Origin of the sequence: Burkholderia sp. HAN2018, assembly GCF_024704855.1 — a bacterium.
Taxonomy (GTDB): domain Bacteria; phylum Pseudomonadota; class Gammaproteobacteria; order Burkholderiales; family Burkholderiaceae; genus Burkholderia; species Burkholderia cepacia.
Map to the genome: position 1 here is coordinate 40,274 of NZ_QOBB01000023.1, position 17,545 is coordinate 57,818.

The 17,545-nt window shown below is 70.7% G+C and carries 10 protein-coding genes; 5 read left to right on the forward strand and 5 right to left on the reverse strand.

The features are described 5' to 3' along the window. The first annotated feature begins 11 nt into the window (after positions 1 to 11). Entirely contained in the window at positions 12 to 761 is a 750-nt protein-coding gene (locus DPV74_RS08250; protein ID WP_059698358.1) for an SDR family oxidoreductase, read from the forward strand. 81 nt (positions 762 to 842) lie between these two features. Here DPV74_RS08250 and DPV74_RS08255 read toward each other — a convergent pair whose 3' ends face one another. Next, positions 843 to 2,144: an aspartate aminotransferase family protein gene (locus tag DPV74_RS08255; RefSeq protein ID WP_119336952.1), complete on the reverse strand. Its 1,302-nt coding sequence runs from the start codon at positions 2,142 to 2,144 to the stop codon at positions 843 to 845. A 78-nt stretch (positions 2,145 to 2,222) separates the two neighbouring features. On the opposite strand from DPV74_RS08255, the gene DPV74_RS08260 reads away from it, so the two are divergent. Then, positions 2,223 to 3,107, forward strand: coding sequence for a LysR family transcriptional regulator (locus DPV74_RS08260; RefSeq protein WP_081064767.1), 885 nt, complete (start codon positions 2,223 to 2,225; stop codon positions 3,105 to 3,107). 25 nt (positions 3,108 to 3,132) lie between these two features. On the opposite strand, the gene DPV74_RS08265 is transcribed toward DPV74_RS08260, so the two are convergent. From DPV74_RS08265 to DPV74_RS08280, 4 genes are read right to left on the reverse strand one after another with little or no spacing between them, the layout of a single operon-like run. Continuing rightward, positions 3,133 to 4,584: an isochorismate synthase gene (locus DPV74_RS08265; RefSeq protein ID WP_119336953.1), complete on the reverse strand. Its 1,452-nt coding sequence runs from the start codon at positions 4,582 to 4,584 to the stop codon at positions 3,133 to 3,135. Then, positions 4,581 to 4,886, reverse strand: a complete 306-nt coding sequence (locus tag DPV74_RS08270) for an isochorismate lyase (protein ID WP_021163799.1) — start codon at positions 4,884 to 4,886, stop codon at positions 4,581 to 4,583. The genes DPV74_RS08265 and DPV74_RS08270 overlap by 4 nt, the downstream gene beginning before the upstream one ends. Continuing rightward, positions 4,883 to 5,656 carry a thioesterase II family protein gene (locus DPV74_RS08275; RefSeq protein ID WP_060312723.1) on the reverse strand — a complete coding sequence of 258 codons (774 nt, stop codon included), beginning with the start codon at positions 5,654 to 5,656 and terminating at the stop codon, positions 4,883 to 4,885. The genes DPV74_RS08270 and DPV74_RS08275 overlap by 4 nt, the downstream gene beginning before the upstream one ends. Further along, positions 5,653 to 7,305, reverse strand: coding sequence for a (2,3-dihydroxybenzoyl)adenylate synthase (locus DPV74_RS08280; protein ID WP_119336954.1), 1,653 nt, complete (start codon positions 7,303 to 7,305; stop codon positions 5,653 to 5,655). Before DPV74_RS08280 ends, DPV74_RS08275 begins: the two co-directional genes overlap by 4 nt. Before the next feature lie 217 nt (positions 7,306 to 7,522). Between DPV74_RS08280 and DPV74_RS08285 the strand changes: the two genes are divergently transcribed. The 3 genes from DPV74_RS08285 to DPV74_RS08295 form a co-directional block, all read left to right on the forward strand. Then, positions 7,523 to 8,464 (forward strand): helix-turn-helix transcriptional regulator, encoded by a 942-nt coding sequence (locus DPV74_RS08285; RefSeq protein WP_021163802.1) that lies wholly within the window; start codon positions 7,523 to 7,525, stop codon positions 8,462 to 8,464. 123 nt (positions 8,465 to 8,587) lie between these two features. Then, complete coding sequence (locus DPV74_RS08290; RefSeq protein WP_119336955.1) at positions 8,588 to 12,997, forward strand: non-ribosomal peptide synthetase; 4,410 nt, start codon at positions 8,588 to 8,590, stop codon at positions 12,995 to 12,997. Next, on the forward strand, positions 12,994 to 17,545 hold a 4,552-nt coding region (locus tag DPV74_RS08295), incomplete at its 3' end, for a non-ribosomal peptide synthetase (protein ID WP_205571897.1). The genes DPV74_RS08290 and DPV74_RS08295, both read left to right, overlap by 4 nt.

The following is a 17,545-nucleotide window of genomic DNA, read 5'->3' on the forward strand; positions in this document are numbered from 1 at the left end:
CAGGAGTTCGCATGAAGACCGTACTGATCACCGGCTGTTCCTCCGGCTTCGGCCTCGAGATCGCCCGCCATTTCCTCGCACGCGACTGGCAGGTCGTCGCGACGATGCGCACGCCGGACGCGGCCGTGCTGCCGCCTTCGGCGCACCTGCGCGTGCTGGCGCTCGACGTGACGAACGCGGACAGCATCCGTGCCGCGATCGACGCGGCGGGCCCGATCGACGTGCTCGTCAACAACGCGGGTTTCGGCGCGGCCGCGCCGGCCGAGCTCATGCCGTTCGATACGGTGCGTGCGCTGTTCGAGACCAACACGCTCGGCACGATCGCAGTCACGCAGGCCGTGCTGCCGCAGTTTCGCGAGCGTGGGGCCGGGGTGGTCGTGAACGTCACGTCGAGCGTCACGCTGAAGGCGTTGCCGCTGGTCGGCGCGTATCGCGCGAGCAAGGCGGCGGTCAATGCATACACCGAATCGATGGCCGTCGAACTCGAACCGTTCGGCGTGCGCGCGCATCTGGTGCTGCCGGGCCGGGCGCCGGACACGCGTTTCGGCGACAACGCGCGTGCGCACATGCACGGCTTCGAACACGACGCGTATGCGGAGTTTGTCGGGAAGGCCGTCGCGCGGATGCTCGATGCATCGGGGCCGATCACCCATGCGCAGGACGTCGCCGAAGCCGTGTGGCGCGCGGCGACCGATCCGTCGAGCCCGATGCGCATTCCGGCCGGCGCGGATGCCGAAGCGTGGGCGGCCGAGGCGCGTTGATCGATCGGAAATTCGTCGCGCCGGTCGGTCGAGCCGGCGCGACGGATTGCGTGATGCGGGGAAGGGCGTTACCGCGCGCCGCTACAACGCCCGTTCGATCGCCTGCCCCAGCAGCGACAGGCCAAGATCGATCTCTTCCTCGCTGACGGTCAGCGGCGGCGCGATCCGGAACACGCCGCCCATGCCGGGCAACTGCACGATGTTCATGCTGAGCCCGAGGTTCATGCATTCGCGCGTGATCTTCGCGCCGAGCCCGTCCGCCGGTTCCTTCGTCCGGCGATCCTTGACGATCTCGACACCGAGCAGCAGCCCGCGTCCGCGCACGTCGCCGATGCAGTCGAAACGCTCCATCAGGTCGAGCAGGCCGCGCCGCAGCCGGTCGCCCATCACGTTCGCCCGAGCGACGAGCCCGTCGCGCTGAACGACGTCCAGCACGCGCAGGCCGACGGCCGCCGGCAGCGGGTCCGACACGTGCGTCGTGTAGAACAGGTAGCCGAGTTCGTGCGCGCGTTCCTCGATCGCCGCGGACGTCACCATGGCCGCGAGCGGCAGCCCGGCGCCGAGCGTCTTCGACAGCGTCAGGATGTCGGGCGTCACGCCGTCGCGCTGGCACGCGAACATCGTGCCGGTGCGCCCGACGCCCGTCTGCGCTTCGTCGAGGATCAGCAGCATCCCGCGTTCCTCGCACTTGCGCTTGAGCGCGGCCATATAGCCTTCCGGCAGCTCGATGATCCCGCCCGAACTGAGGATCGGCTCCGCGATGAACGCGGCGAGGTTGCCGCTCGACTGGCGGTCGATCAGGTCGAACGCGTAGTCGAGTTCGGCGAGATAGTCGTACGTGCCGTTGCGCTCGAAGCGCGGCCGGTAGGTGAACGGTGCGGGAATCGCGAACGAGCCGACGGCGGCCGGGCCGACGCCCTTGCGGCCGGCGCTGTACGTGGCCGATGCGGCGGCGCCCGTCATCCCGTGCCACGACTGCGCGAAGCCGACGATCTCGTACTTGCCGGTGACGAGCTTCGCCATCCGGATCGCCGCTTCGTTCGATTCCGCGCCGGTGCTGAGCAGCAGCGCGCGATCGAGCCCGTCGGGCGTGATGTCGGCGAGGCGCGTCGCGAGGTCGACGACCGGCCGCGACAGCATCCCGCTGAACAGATGGTCGAGCTTGCCCGCGTATTCGCCGATCACGGAGACGATCTCCGGATGGCTGTGGCCGAGCACCGCGCTCATCTGGCCCGACGTGAAATCGAGGATCGCGCGGCCGTCGGCGTCGTAGACGAAGCTGCCTTTCGCGCGCTCGATGATCATCGGCTCGAACGTGCCGCCATAGCGGACCAGGTGCTGCCTGGCGTTGCGCCAGAAGGTCGGGTCGTCGTTCAGGGACATCGGGCATCTCCGGGTAAAAGGGCAGGGGGCGCTTGCAGTCTAGGCGTGCGTCTGGTTTGATGGAAACGAATAGTTCTTATGCAAGGTAGAAAAGGAGCTAATACCTTGGGGCTTTCGCTTGAAATCGACCTGCTGCGCTCGTTCGTCGTGATCGCGGAGGTGCGTGCGCTCAGTCGCGCGGCCGCGCGTGTCGGCCGCACCCAGTCCGCGCTCAGCCAGCAGATGAAGCGGCTCGAGGAGGCCGTCGACCAGCCGCTGTTCCAGCGCACCGGGCGCGGCGTGGTGCTGACCCATCCGGGCGAGCGGCTGCTCGTGCATGCGCAGCGCATCCTGCGGTTGCACGACGAGGCGATGGCCGACCTGTGCGGCACGGGGTTGTCGGGGACGATCCGCTTCGGGTGCCCGGACGATTACGCGGAGGTGTGGCTGCCGTCGCTGCTGCGGCAGTTTTCGAGCCAGCATCCGCAGGCGATCGTCGAGGTCGTGTGCGGGCCGACGCCGCGGCTCGTCGAACAGCTGGAGAAACGTGCGGTCGACCTGGCGATGATTTCATTGCCGGACGACGGCGCGAACGACGACATCATTCGCCGGGAGCAACTGGTCTGGATCGGCTATCCGGGGCTGGAACCCGGGCATTTCGATCCGCTGCCGCTTGCGTTGTCCGATCGCGACACGCTCGACCACATCGCGGCCTGCGAGGCGCTGGAGCGCGCCGGCCGTCATTACCGCGTCGCCTACGCGAGCAGCAGTCTCGCGGGGCTGATCGCGCTGGTGCGTTCGGGGCAGGCGTTCGCGGTGATGACGCAGACGGCGGTACCGGCCGACCTGGCGATCGTCACCGGCGATCCGCGCCTGCCGCCGTTGCCTGCCGTGGGCATTACGCTGAAGTTCGATCGCAAGCGGCCGTCGCACCTGACGGCGGCGTTCGCCGAGCATATCCGGCTCACGCTGCCGCTGTTGTGATGCGTGCGGCCGCCGCGCCGCGGCGTCACTCGACCGTCGACGAAGCCGACACCCGTGCCGGGTCATGCGCATCCGGTGCCGCCTCCACCCCCGCCTCCACATCACGCACGCGGATCGCCGCCTGCATGCCCGACAGCTTGAGTTCGGTCTCCTGATATTCGTTGACCGGCTCGGAATCGGCGACGATGCCGCAGCCCGCGAACAGCCGGCAGGCCCCGCCGTCGACCAGCGCGGAGCGCAGCGCGACGATGAAGTCGCCGTTGCCGTGCGCGTCGATCCAGCCGACGGGCGCCGCATACCAGCCGCGATCGAATCCTTCATGCGCGCGGATGTGGTCGAGCGCCGCGTCGCGCGGATGGCCGGCCACCGCCGGCGTCGGGTGCAGCGCCGCGATGACCTGCAAGAGCGTCGCGTCCGCGTTCAGCGTCGCGCGGATCGGCGTGCTCAGGTGCTGCAGCCTCGGCAGCCGGTGCAGCGACGGTTCCCCGGGCACGTCGAGCGCGCGCGACAGCGGCGTGAGCGCGGCGCGGATCGCGTCGACGACGAGCGCGTGTTCGAGCCGCTCCTTGGCGGAAGCCATCAGGGCCGCGCCGAGTGCGCGATCGTCGTCGGGCGTGGCGCCGCGCCGGATCGTCCCGGCCAGCGCATGCGTGCGCACGTCGCCGGCCGCGACACGCGCGAGCCGTTCCGGCGTGGCGCCGACGAAGCAGGCGCCTTCACGGTGGACCGCGAACAGGTGCGCGTGCGCGTCGCGCTTGCGCAGCCGGCGCAGCAGCGGCGCGATGGCAACGGGCCGCGCGTATTGTTCGAGCACGTCGCGCGCGAGCACGACCTTGCCGAACGCGCCGCCGTGGATCGCGTCCACCGCGCGCCGGACTTCGTGCTGCCATTCGCTCGCCTGCAGCGCCTGCGTGTGCAGCAGATGCGGTGCAGCGTCGTCGCGGGCGGCCGCGAGCGTGCCGAGCGACTCGATGCGCGCGAGACACGCATGCGCGAGCGCGGCCGGATCGTCGTGCGCGGCGACGACGTGCTGGCAGACGGCCCAGTGCGCGTCGCCTTCGCGCACGATCAGCAGCGTCGCCACCGTCATGCTGGCGTCGGGAAACGGCGCCCAGTGCGTGCTGCGCGCGCCGCGCGGATCGAACCGGAAGCCGCCGACGGCGCGCGGCGGCTGCGGGCCGGCCGTCACGGCATCGCGAACGAGCGTGCGCCAGCGCGCATCGATCTGCGCGAAGCGCGTGTCGCCGGTGGCGGTCAGTTCGAGCGCGTTGCCCCAGCCGAACAGCGTGACGGATGCATCGCCGGCTTCGTGGAAGAACCACGGCGTGGCCCCGTCGTCCCACGCGGCGATCAGGTCGAAGAAGTCGAGCGGCCGCACCGGCACCGACACCGACGCGAGCGTCGGCGTGCCGGTGTCGGCGGCGCGGCGGGCCGCACGGGCGAACGTGTCGTGCAGCAGCGGGAGGCCGGCGTTCATGCGAGCCCCCGTTGCCGGCGCCAGTGCTGCGTTTGCTGCGCGATGTACCACGCGATCAGGCCGGCGAACAGCGTCTCGACGTAGTCGCCGTCGAGGCCCGCCTGTTCGGCCCAGCGGCGCCGGTCGGGCAGCATCGCGGCCACCCGTTCCGGCGCGGCGATGCTCGCTTCGTCGGGCTTGAAGCGCGATGCGGCCTTCACGTATTGCATGCGCCGGCCGAGCGCGTCGATGATGTCGGCGTCCAGGCGATCGATGGCTTCGCGAATGTCGGGCAGCCCCGTGCAGGCGTCCGGTGTTTTCATGTGTACTCCTTTCCGTAACGAAGGGATTGGTCGATCCGTTCGACCAGATGCGCGATCAGCGCCGGGTACTGGTGCCGCAGGTAGAAGTGGTCGCCGCTGAACGTCTCGATGCGGATCGGGCGCGACGCGACGTCCTGCCACGCGTGCGCTTCGTCGTCGTCGAGCTCGGAATCGGCAAGCGGCAGCATCACGCCGAGCGGCGTGTCGAGCCGCGGCGGCCGGTCGCGGCGATACGTCTCGATCGCACGGTAGTCGTGGCGGATCATCGGCAGGTAGATCGCGCGCATCTCCGGATCGGCGAGCAGCGCGGCGTGCTCGCCGGACAGCCGCGCGACATCGGCCACGAGCGCGTCGTCGGATTGCAGGTGCAGATCGGACAGGCGCTGACGATGCGGCGGCGGCAACGCGGATACGGCCAGGTAAAGCGGGGCCGCGCCGCGTGCCTCGAGCCGCGCCGCCACCTCGTACGCGAGCGCCGCGCCGAGGCTGTGCCCGAACAGCACGAGCGGCGCGTGCGCATAGCGTTGCAGCGCGTCGGCGGCGGGGCCGGCGAGGGCGTCGATCGTCGTCAGGCACGGTTCGCCGAAGCGTTCCTCGCGGCCCGGATACTGCAGCGCGAGCAGGTCGACGTCCCATGGCAGCGCGCGGCTCCAGTTGCGAAAGAAATTCGCGGTGCCGCCTGCATGCGGGAAACACACGAGCTGCGCGCGCGGGCACGGTGACAGGCGCAGCTCGCGGATCCAGTTCGAACCGGTCGGTCGCGCGCTCATGCGGCCGCCGCCTGCAACTGGCGGCGCAGCAGATCGCGCAGCGATTTCTTGCTGGTCTTGCCGATGCCGGTTTCCGGGAAGCGCGGCATGAACTCGATGCGATCGGGAATCTTGAAGGCGGCGAGCCCGCAGTCGCGCAGGTAGCGTTTCAGCACCAGCCTGGACGGCGCGGGTGCGCGTGCGACGACGAACGCGCACGTGCGCTCGCCGAGCAGCGGGTCGGGCATCGCGACCACCGCCGCGTCGTGCACCTGCGGGTGCGCGAGCAGCAGGTTCTCCACTTCCTCGGCGGAGACCTTCTCGCCGCCGCGATTGATCTGGTCCTTGTCGCGGCCTTCGACGACGAGGTCGCCGTCGGCGGTGCGCCGCACGCGGTCGCCGCTGCGATAGAAGCCGTCGGCCGTGAACGCGGCTGCGTTGTGCTCGGCGAGCCGGTAGTAGCCGCGTATCGTGTACGGGCCGCGCACCTGCAACTCGCCGATCTCGCCGGGTGCGACCGGTTCTCCGGCGTCGTCGACGATACGCACTTCGTCGCCGTCCGACACGGGTCGGCCCTGCGTATGCGCGATCCGTTCGGGCGAATCGTCGAGCCGCGTGCAGCAGATGAGCCCTTCGGCCATCCCGAACACCTGCTGCAGCCGGCAGCCGAGCACGGGCGTCACGCGCGCGGCCGCGTGGTCCATCAACCGCGCGCCGCCGACCTGCAGCACGCGCAGGCTCGACAGGTCGGCCCGGCGTTGCGGCTGTTCGTCGAGCCACAGCAGCGCGAGCGGCGGCACGAGCGCGGTATGCGTGACGCGTTCCTGCGCGATCAGCGCGAAGCTCTGTTCGGGCTCGGGCCGCCCGGTTGCGACCACGCGGCCGCCCGCGAGCAGCGCACCGATCGTGCCGGGGCAGCACAGCGTGAAGTTGTGCGCCATCGGCAGCGCGGCGAGATAGACGGTGTCGGCGTCGAATCCGCTCGCGACGCTGCACGCACGCACGTTGTACAGGTATTCGCGATGGCGGCGCGGGATCAGCTTCGGCGTGCCGGTCGTGCCGCCCGACAGCTGGAAGCACGCGATGTCGTCGGCGCGTGCCGCGCATTCGCGCAGCGGCGGCGCGTCGTACAGCGCGTCGAATGGTGTGAACGCGTGATCGTCGCCGTCCATCACGACGTGCTCGAGCGTCGGGCAGTCGGCCTGCAACGCGGCCGCGAGCGGCCGGCAGTCGAACTCGCCGAGTTGTGCCGCGCACAGATACGCGCGCGCGCCGGCGAAGCGGCAGAACGCGCCGATCTCGTAGTGCCGGTGGGCAGGCAACGCGAGCACCGGCCGCACCCCGAGCTGGAACAGCGCGAAGCAGGTCTCGATGAAGCGTGCGCCGTTCGGCAGATGGACGACGACCGCGTCGCCGCGCGCCAGGCCCAGACGCGCGAGGCCGCCCGCAAGCTGGCGGATGCGCGCCAGCAGGTCGCGATAGCCGAGCCGGCAGGTGCCGTCAACGACCGCGAGCGCGTCGGGGGCGCGCTGCGCTTGCGCGTCGAGCGCCTCGAAGAACGTCGTGTCCTGCCAGTAGCCGGCGTCGCGATAGCGGTGCGCGAAGTCGTCGGGCCAGTCGGGCGCGTCGGCCGGGATGGCCGGCGCCACGGAGGGAAGGGAGGAGTGCATGCGCTGACCTTGGGTTCCGGCAAGTTGTCAAAAAATGTAAATGAGAGGTATTATCATTTGTAACAAGTGCCGCGATAACGTCGTTTCTTTCGATATCGCGGCAATTTCATTCGATCGGGCGCCTGTCGCGCGGCGCCCGCCCGGCCCGGCCGGAGAATCGGCCGGTTGCCGCCGGCGCGCGCCGGGCCGCGCGTGCCGCCTAACCAACGGACCTCCGATGAGCTCGACCTCCTTCGCTTCGTCACGACGTCACCCGCCGGTGCTCGTGCCCGGCAATCATCCGGGCGTGGTGCACATCGACGCGGGCATGAAACTCATGAGCGGCACGCTGTGCTCGGACAGCCGCGACTGGTACGAGGAGCCGCTCGAAAAAGGGCTGAAGCTCGTCCTCGTGCAGAGCGGGCAGTTGCGCTGCCGCGTGCCGGGCCAGCCCGAGCAGTGCATCAAGGGGCCGGGCCTGTGCGTGATCGCCAACGACGGCGAATTCACGACGCACCAGATCTACGACCGCGACGTGCCGCTGCGCTACACGATCGTGCAGCTCGGCCTCGATGCGCTCGACCGCAACCTGAGCCTGTTGCCGGAGAAGATGCTCGCGCCGACGGGCGGCGATCCGCGCATCGTCAGTTGCCCGGCATCGAAGGCGCTGCAGGCGCTCGCGGTGCAGATCGCGACGTGCCCGTTCGAGGGCGCGGTGCGCGAGTACTACCTGAAGGCCAAGGCATTCGAGCTGACCGCGCTGAGTGCGCAGCTGCTGGCGACGCAGCGGCAGTTCGCGCCGGCCGACGTGCGCGTCACGTCGTCGGACGTCGAGCGCGTGTACGCGGCGAGCGACATCCTCACGCGCGAACTCCAGCAGCCGCCGACGCTCGATGCGCTCGCGGGCCGGGTGGGGATGAATTCGCGCAAGCTGACGGCCGGCTTCCGCAAGGTGTTCGGCACGAGCGTGTATGCGTACCTGCAGGAATACCGGCTGCGGACCGCGCACGCGATGCTGTGCGCGGAGGACGCGAACGTGTCGACCGTGGCGTACCGCGTCGGCTACAGCCCCGCGCATTTCTCGATCGCGTTCCGCAAGCGCTACGGCATTTCGCCGAGCGACATTCGCGCATCGTCGAACGCGATCGACGATGCCGAACTGGAGAGCGCGGCAATCTAAAACAACTGACCGGCCGCCTAAAGCAATCGACCTGGCTCATGGGCGTGAATGAGATAGATTCTCATTCACGGGTGGCCGCCGCCGCGCGGATCCGCCATCGAACGACCCATACAAGGCGTGCCCATGAGCCAGACCGCTGTCGATTCAACCATCGATCATTCCGATCCCTCCTGTTTTTCTCCCATTGCCTTTCGCTCGCAGCTCGTCGCGATGATCGCGGCGCTGCTCGACGAGCCCGTCGACGAAATCGCCTCGCTCGACGATGACGAGGACCTGCTGAGCTGCGGCCTCGATTCGATCCGGCTGATGTATCTGCAGACGCGCGTGAACCGGCTCGGCTACGCGCTGACGTTCGATGCGCTCGCGCGTACGCCGACGCTCGGCGCGTGGGCCGAGCTGCTCGCGAATGCGCCGCGCGGCGCATCCGCGGCGCCCGACGTCGAGGCCGCCGAGGGGGGCGATGTCGACGTGCATGCGCCGTTCGACCTGTCCGCGGTGCAGCAGGCGTACTGGCTCGGCCGCGGCGACGGTGAAGTGCTCGGCAACGTGAGCTGCCACGCATTCCTCGAGTTTCGCAGCCGCGCGATCGATCCCGTTCGTCTCGACGCGGCATGCCGACTCGTGCGCGAACGCCATCCGATGCTGCGTGCGCGCTTTGCCGGCGGCCGCCAGCAGATCGTCGCGGCACCCGAGGCGCCGGTGTTCGCGCATGCGGACTGGCGCGACCGGACGCTCGCCGAAGCGGAAACCGAATGGGTGTCGCTGCGCGCGTTCCGGTCGCACGAATGTCTCGACGTCGAGCACGCGCAGGTCTTCATGATGGGCCTCGCGCAGATGCCCGGCGGCGAGGATCGCGTGTGGCTGAGCGTCGACCTGCTCGCGGCCGACGTGGACAGCGTGCGGCTGCTGATGCAGGAGATCGGTGCCGCGTATGCCGAGCCGTCGGCGTTGCCCGACGCGCCGTCGACGTGGTTTCCGACCTGGCTCGCGCGTCGCGCGGCCGATACGCGCGATGCGCGGGCCGCGGCGCGCGACGCATGGCAGGCGCGGCTCGCGACACTGCCGGAAGGGCCGGCGCTGCCGCTCGCCCGTGCGCCGGAAACGATCCGCGCGCCGCGTTTCAGCCGCGTCACGCATACGCTGAGCACGGCCGAACTGACGCGCCTGCAGGCGCGGGCCGCGCAGCATGGCGTCACGCTGTCGTCGGTGTTCGGTGCGGCGTTCGCCGCGGTGCTCGCGCGCTGGAGCGGCCGGCAGGCGTTCCTGCTCAACGTGCCGCTGTTCGACCGGCACGGCGATGCGCCCGATCTCGGCCGCGTGATCGCCGATTTCACGACGCTGCTGCTCGTCGAATGCGACGTGCGCGCCGACGCGAGCGCGGCCGACACGATACGCGCGTTCCAGCAGCGGCTGCACGGCGCGATCGCGCAGGCTGCGTATCCGGCGCTCGACGTGCTGCGCGATGCGCGCAGGCAGGGTGCGCCGCGCGCGGCGCCGGTCGTGTTCTCGTGCAATCTCGGCGACGCGCCGTTCGTGCCCGACGCATTCGCGCGCGTGTTCGGCGATCTGCACGACATGATTTCGCAGACGCCGCAGGTGTGGCTCGATCACCAGCTCTATCGCGTGCCGGACGGCGCGTTGCTCGCATGGGACAGCGTCGACGGCCTGTTTCCCGACGGGATGGTCGATGCGATGTTCGGCGCGTATGTCGCGCTCGTGCAGGCGCTGTGCGATCGCGACTGGCGGCTGCCGATCGCGGTCGAGCTGCCGTCCGCGCAGCGACGCGTGCGCGATGCGCTCAACGCGGTGCCCGCTCCCGCGCGGCCGCGCACGCTGCATGCCGACTTCTTTGCATCGGCCGCGCGCGAGCCGGCGGCCGTCGCATTGCGGTGCGCCGAGCGCGTGGTGACGCGCGGCGAACTGGCCGCGCAGGCGCTGGCGATCGCGGGTGGCCTGCGTGCCGCCGGCATCGGTCACGGCGATGCCGTCGAGATCAGTCTGCCGCGCGGGCCGGAACAGGTGGCCGCGGTGTTCGGCGTACTGGCCGCCGGCGCGTGTTACGTGCCGCTCGACATTGCGCAGCCGGCCGCGCGCAAGACGCTGATCGAACGCGCGGCCGGCGTGAAGGCCGCGATCGGCGACACGGCGCACGCGGATGCGCCGCTGCCGCGTTTCGATGTTGCATCGCTGATGAAACATGCGCCGCTGGCCGCGCCGCTCGCGGTGGCGCCGCAGGCCACCGCGTACGTGATCTACACGTCCGGTTCGACGGGCGTGCCGAAGGGTGTCGAGATGACGCACGCGGCGGCGCTCAACACGATCGACGCGATCGATGCACTGCTCGGCGTGCATGCGCAAGACCGGCTGCTCGCGGTATCGGCGCTCGATTTCGACCTGTCGGTGTACGACCTGTTCGGCGTGCTCGGTGCCGGCGCCGAGCTCGTGCTGCCGACCCAGGACGATGCGCGCGACGCGGCGCGCTGGATCGACCTGATCGCGCAGCATCGCGTGACGCTGTGGAATTCGGCGCCCGCGCTGCTCGAAATGGCGCTGGCGGTGCCCGCCGCGGCCGACGCATGCCGCAGCGTGCGCGCGGCGCTGCTGTCCGGCGACTGGATCGCGCTCGACCTGCCGGCGCGCCTGCGCGAACGGTGCGGCGACGCATGTGCGTTCCATGCGCTCGGCGGCGCGACCGAGGCCGGCATCTGGTCGAACGTGCAGACGGTGCGCGACGTGCCGCCGCACTGGCGTTCGATTCCGTATGGCCGGCCGTTGCCGGGGCAGGCCTATCGCGTCGTCGATACCGACGGCCGCGATGTGCCGGATTACGTGCCGGGCGAACTGCTGATCGGCGGCGACAGTCTCGCGCGCGGCTACCGCAACGATCCCGAGCTGACCACGCAGCGCTTCGTGCAGTACGCGTCGGGCCGCTGGTATCGCACGGGCGACCGTGGCCGCTACTGGCCCGACGGCACGCTCGAATTCCTGGGGCGCGAGGATCGCCAGGTGAAGGTGCGCGGGCACCGGATCGAACTGGGCGAGATCGAGGTCGCGCTGGCCGCGCATCCGCAGATCGACGGTGCGTGCGCGAGTGTCGTGAATGGCGAAGTTGCGCGCATCGTCGCCGCGTTCGTGCCGGCCGATTGCGTTGCCGCTTGCGTTGCCGATGCAGCGCCGTCGTCGCTCGCGGAGGCGGACCTGGCCGATACGGTTCAGGCGGAAGCGGCCGTTGCGCGCGCCGTCGCCGATCGGCTGCTCGATGGCGGCGCGGGCCTGCCGCCGTCGTTGCGTGCGCACCGGCACGCGAAAGGCGATGCGTCGATCTCCATCGACGGTGCGCTGGATCGGCTCGACTGGTATGCAACCGATCTCGACGATCTGATGGCGTCGCTGCGCGCGCTCGCAGCCGATCCGGATACCGCCGCGCAGCGCGTCCCGCTGGACCCGTGCGTGGCACCGCTTGCGTTCGCGACGCGTTTGCCGGACGGCGCCCGCGCGCTGCGCGAGTTTGCCGGCGCGCTGGAGGCACAGGCCGCTGCACGCACGGGTGTGCTGCGGGTCGCGGTGGTCGACGCCCGCGCCGGGCAATGGTTCGAAGCGGGCCTCGGCGTGCTCGACGATCCACGTTTCGACGTGACGCTGTTCGACGTGTCGCCGGGGCTGCTGCATACCGCACAGGCACGCTTCACACTTACGAGGCCCGCGCTTCAGGCGATGCAGGACGGCTTGTTGCCCGCGCGGCATCTCGGCGAATTCGATTGCGTGATCAGTTGCGCGGCCGCGCATCTGCGCGACGACCCGCGCGATACATTCCGGATCGCGGCAGCGTTGCTGGCGCAGGATGGCCGCCTGCTGTTCGCCGACGTGCTGCGCGACTCGCCGCTGCGTGAACTCGTCGCGAGCGTGGCGGGTGATGCGTCGTTGCCGCGGCCGTTCACGCCCGATGCGATCGCCGCCGCCGCGCATGCGTGCGGTTTTGCGCTCGACTCCCGAAGCTGGCGTTCGAACGCATTCGCGTGCATCGACGCGCGCCGTACCGGCGAACCGGCCGCGCAAGCGGCGCTGGCCGACTGGCTGCGCGACCGCTTGCCCGACGCGATGCGCCCCGATGCGCTGTGGTGCATCGCGCGCTGGCCGCTCAACGCGAACGGCAAGATCGACCGGCGGGCGGTGGGCGAGGCACTCGCGCGCGCGCTCGGCGACGCACCGGCCGCCCACGATGCATTCGTGCCGGCCGACGAACGGCAGGCGACGCTGCTCGCATGCTGGGAGCACGCGCTCGGCCGCCCGGCGAACGCGCGCGACGCGACGTTCTTCGCGCTCGGCGGCGACAGCCTGCTCGCGACGCGCCTGCTCGCGCAACTGCGCGAGCGGCTCGGCGTGCGGGTCGGGATGGCGGCGTTCTACCGGCAGCCGACGCTCGCGGGTCTCGCCGCGCAGCTCGACGAGGCCGCACCGGCCGCGCCGGCCCTGCAAGCCTCGCAGGCCGACGGCGACACGCCGGTTGCGACGATCGAGGAGGGCGTGCTGTGAGCTTCGATGACGTGCTCGATCTTTGCCGCGAACGCCAGATCGAACTGTGGTGCGACGACGGCGGCCAGTTGCGCTATCGCGCGCCGGCCGGTGCGCTCGATGCGGACCTCGCCGCGCGCATCAAGGCCGAACGCGACGCGTTCGTCCGCTTCCTGCAGGACGGCGCATGGCGCTGCGATCCGGTGCGCCGGCACGAGCGGTTCGCACTGACGCCGGTGCAGGCCGCGTACGTGCTCGGCCGCCACGAATCGTTCGAGTTCGGCGGCAATGCGTGCCATCTGTACGTCGAATACGGCGAGCCCGCGAATCTCGACTGCGTGCGCTTCGAGGCGGCGTGGAACGCGTGCGTCGCGCGGCATCCGATGCTGCGCGCGATCGTCGAGGACAACGCATGGCAACGCGTGCTGCCCGACGTGCCGTGGCAGCCGCTCACGGTGCACGACCTGCGTGATGCCGACGCGAATGCATTCGACGCGCACGTGAAGCGCGTGCGCGAGCGTCTCGACCATGCGGTGCACGCGCTCGACCGCTGGCCGGTGCTGCAGCCGGAAGTGAGCCTCGGGCCGGACGGTGCGGTGCTGCACCTGTCGGTCGATTTCACGCTGATCGATTATGCGAGCCTGCAATTGCTGCTCGCCGAATGGCGGCGCCGCTACGACGACCCGCAGTGGCAGCCCGAGCCGCTCGACGCGACGTTCCGCGACTACGTCGTCAATGAAGCCCATGCCGGCACGCGCGCGGATCATGCACGCGACAAGGCGTGGTGGCTTGCGCGCATCGACGATCTGCCGCCGCGCCCCGATCTGCCGGTGGTGCCCGCGATGCCGTCCGGCGCACGGCCGCGCTTCACGCACCGGCATGCGCGGCTCGATCGTGCGCAATGGGCCGCGCTGAGCGGCCACGCGAGCCGCTTCGGCTTGAGCGCGGCGAGTGTCGCGCTGGCTGCGTTCGCCGAAGTCGTCGGCCGCTGGAGCCAGTCGCCCGCGTTCTGCCTGAACCTGACGGTGCTGAACCGGCCGCCCGTGCATCCGCGCATCGACGCGGTGCTCGGCGATTTCACCGCGCTGAGCCTGCTCGCGGTCGACGCGACGCACGGGCGCGATTTCGTCGAGCGTGCCCGCACGATCGGCGCGCGGATGTTCGACGACCTCGACCATCGTGCGTTTACCGGTGTCGACGTGATGCGCGAACTCGCGCGACGGCGCGGCAAGGATGCGGCGCTGATGCCGGTGGTGTTCACGAGCGGCATCGGCAGTGTCGGCCGGCTGCTCGGCGAGCACGCGGCCCGCGCCGAGCCGCCGCGCTACATGATCAGCCAGACGCCGCAGGTGTGGCTCGACTGCCAGGTGACCGATCAGTTCGGCGGCCTGGAAATCGGCTGGGACGTGCGTGACGACCTGTTTCCGGACGGGATGCCCGCGGCGATGTTCGACGCGTACGTCGCCCTGCTGGGCCGGCTCGCCGCCGACGCGGCGTGGTGGTCGCGCGCGGGCGACATCGTGCTGCCGTCCGCTGCGCCCGCCGCCGGGATCCATCCGGATGCGGATACGCACATCGCGGCCGGCTTCGCCGCGCAGGCGTTGCGTACGCCCGACGCGCCGGTGGTGATCGATGCGCAGGGGGCGCGCACGTATCGCGACGTCGCGCAGCACGCGGCGGCGCTGCGGTCGGCGCTCGAGCAGGCCGGCGTCGCCGCGGGCGATACCGTCGCGGTGCTGATGCCGAAGTGCGCGCACCAGCTCGTGGCCGTGCTCGCGATCGTCCAGGCGGGCGCCGCGTACGTGCCGGTCGACAGCCGCCAGCCGGCGCTGCGGCAACAGGCGATCCTGCGCAATGCGCGGGTGCGTGCGGTCGTCAGCGTGCAGGCGCTCGAGTTCGAACACGACGGGTGCGTGCGCATCGATGTCGATGCAGTGCCGGTCGATCCGCAATGGCCGCCGCGCGCCGCGCGCGATATCGCCGGCGACGCACTCGCGTACGTGATCTATACGTCGGGCTCCACCGGCGAACCCAAGGGCGTGATGCTGAGCCACGCGGCCGTGTGCAACACGCTGGCCGACATCAGCGCGCGCCATGAAGTCGGCGACGGCGACGTGGTGCTCGGCCTGGCCGAGTTGAGCTTCGACCTGTCCGTCTACGACTTCTTCGGTGCGACCGCGCGCGGCGCGTGCATCGTGCTGCCCGATCCGGCGCGCGGCAACGATCCGTCGCATTGGGCCGCGCTGATGGCGCGCCATCGCGTGACGCTGTGGAATTCGGTTCCCGCGCAAGGGCAGATGCTGATCGACTACGTCGAAAGCGAACCGGCGCTCGATGTGCCGGGCCCGCGCCGCGTCCTGTGGTCGGGCGACTGGATTCCGGTGACGCTGCCCACCCGCTGGTGGCGGCGCTGGCCCGACAGCGCGCTGTTCAGCCTCGGCGGCGCGACCGAGGCGTCGATCTGGTCGATCGAGCATCCGATCCGTCCGTCGGACACGCAGCTGGCCAGCATTCCTTACGGCCGCGCGCTGACCGGGCAGACGATGGAGGTGCTCGACGCGCTCGGCCGGCCGTGCCCGCCGGGCGTGCGCGGCGAGATCCATATCGGCGGCGTCGGGCTGGCGACGGGTTACGCGAACGATCCCGTGCGAACGGCGGAACGCTTCATCCGTCATGGCGACGGGCGGCGACTCTACCGCACCGGCGATCTCGGCCGCGTGCGCGCCGACGGTTCGCTCGAATTCCTCGGGCGGCAGGACGATCAGGTGAAGATCCGCGGCTACCGGATCGAGCTGGCCGAGATCGATGCGGCGCTGACCGCGCATCCGCTCGTCGGCGCGGCCGCGACGATCGTGCTCGGCGACGGCACGGAGCGCCGGCTCGCGAGCTTCGTGTCGCTGCACGGCGCGGAGCCGCCGCAGCAAGACGACGCGCTGCACGAGATCGCGGCGCACGTGCGCACGGCGTTCGACGCCGCGCGCTGGCCCGCGCATGCGGACGTGGCGCGGTCGGTTGCCCGGCTCGAAGCGGCCTGCGTTGCATCGCTGGCAGCGTGGATCGTGCCGGCAGGGGCGCTGACCGAGGAGGCGGCGACGGACTTCGCGACGTTGTGCGAACGGTTGCGCGTGCCGGCGGCGCGACAGCATCTGCTGCGTCACTGGCTGGCGATGCTTGACCGGCACGGCGTGCTGCACGCGGATGCCGAAGGCGGCTGGCGCAGGCGGCCCGATGCCGGCCATGCCGATGCGCATGCCTGCTGGGACGCGTTTGCGCAGGATGCGTCGCCCGATCTGTGGCCGGCTGTCCTCGTCGACTACTTCCGCGACAGCGCGGGATGCATCGACGTGCAGGTGGACGGCACCGTGTCGCCCGCCGGCCTGATGTTCCCGGAAGGCGCGTCGCACATCGCCGACGCGATGTACAGCGACGGCGAACATGCGCGGGCGCTACATGACGGAATGGCACAGGCGGTGCGTGCGATCGTCGCGCGCGAGCCGCAGCGCCCGTGGCGCATCCTCGAGATCGGCGCGGGCACGGCCGCGGCGACGCGGGCGATCGTCGACGCGCTCGCGCCGCTGGTCGAAGTGGGCGCGCGGATCGACTACCTGTTCAGCGACGTGTCGAGCTATTTCCTCGCGGCGGCACGCGAGCGCTTCGCCGCGTATCCGTGGATGCGGTTCGAGCGGTTCGACATGAACGCGGCGCTCGACGCGCAGGGTATTGCGCCGCATTCGATCGACATCACGATCAGCTCCGGCGCGCTGAACAATGCACGCGACACGGTCGCGCTGGTCGCCGGATTGCGTGCGCTGTCGGCGGCCGATGCGTGGTGGGTGATCCAGGAACTGACGACTGAGCATCCGGAGATCAGCATCAGCCAGGGGTTGATGATGGAAACGCCGCACGACGCGCGCGTCGAATCGGCGCGTCTGTTCGTGCCGCGCGCGCAGTGGCTCGAATGGCTGCAAGAGACGGGCGGCGATCGCGCGCTCGGTTGCGTGGCACCCGGCACGCCGCTCGACGCACTCGGCTACGACATCCTGCTCGCGCACGTGAAGCGCGGTGCGGCGCGCATCGCGCCGGACGCGCTGCTGGCATGCGTCGCGGAGCGCGTGCCGGGCTACATGGTGCCGTCGCAATTGCGCGTGCTCGACCGCCTGCCCGTGACCGCGAACGGCAAGATCGATCGCCGCACGCTGGCCGGCATCGCCGACCTCCGCGAACCGGAGCCGGCGGCTGCTCGACAGGCTCACGCGCAGGCCGCCGCCGATCCGCTGCTGGCGCGGCTGATCGGCTTGTGGGAAGCCGTGCTCGATACGCGCAACGTCACGCCCGATCAGGACTTCTTCGCCGCGGGCGGCGATTCGCTGCTGATCGCGCAACTCGTGTCGCGGCTGCGCGGCGAGGAACCGCTCGCGCACGCGCATCCGTTCGACCGGTTGCTGCGCTGGGTGCTCGCGCAACCGACGCCCGCCGCGTTCGCGCAATGCCTGCGCGACGCGGATGCGCAGCCGTCGGGCAGCGCATCGCCGGGTGCGCAGGCCGCTCCGCGCAGCGCGCACGTTTCGG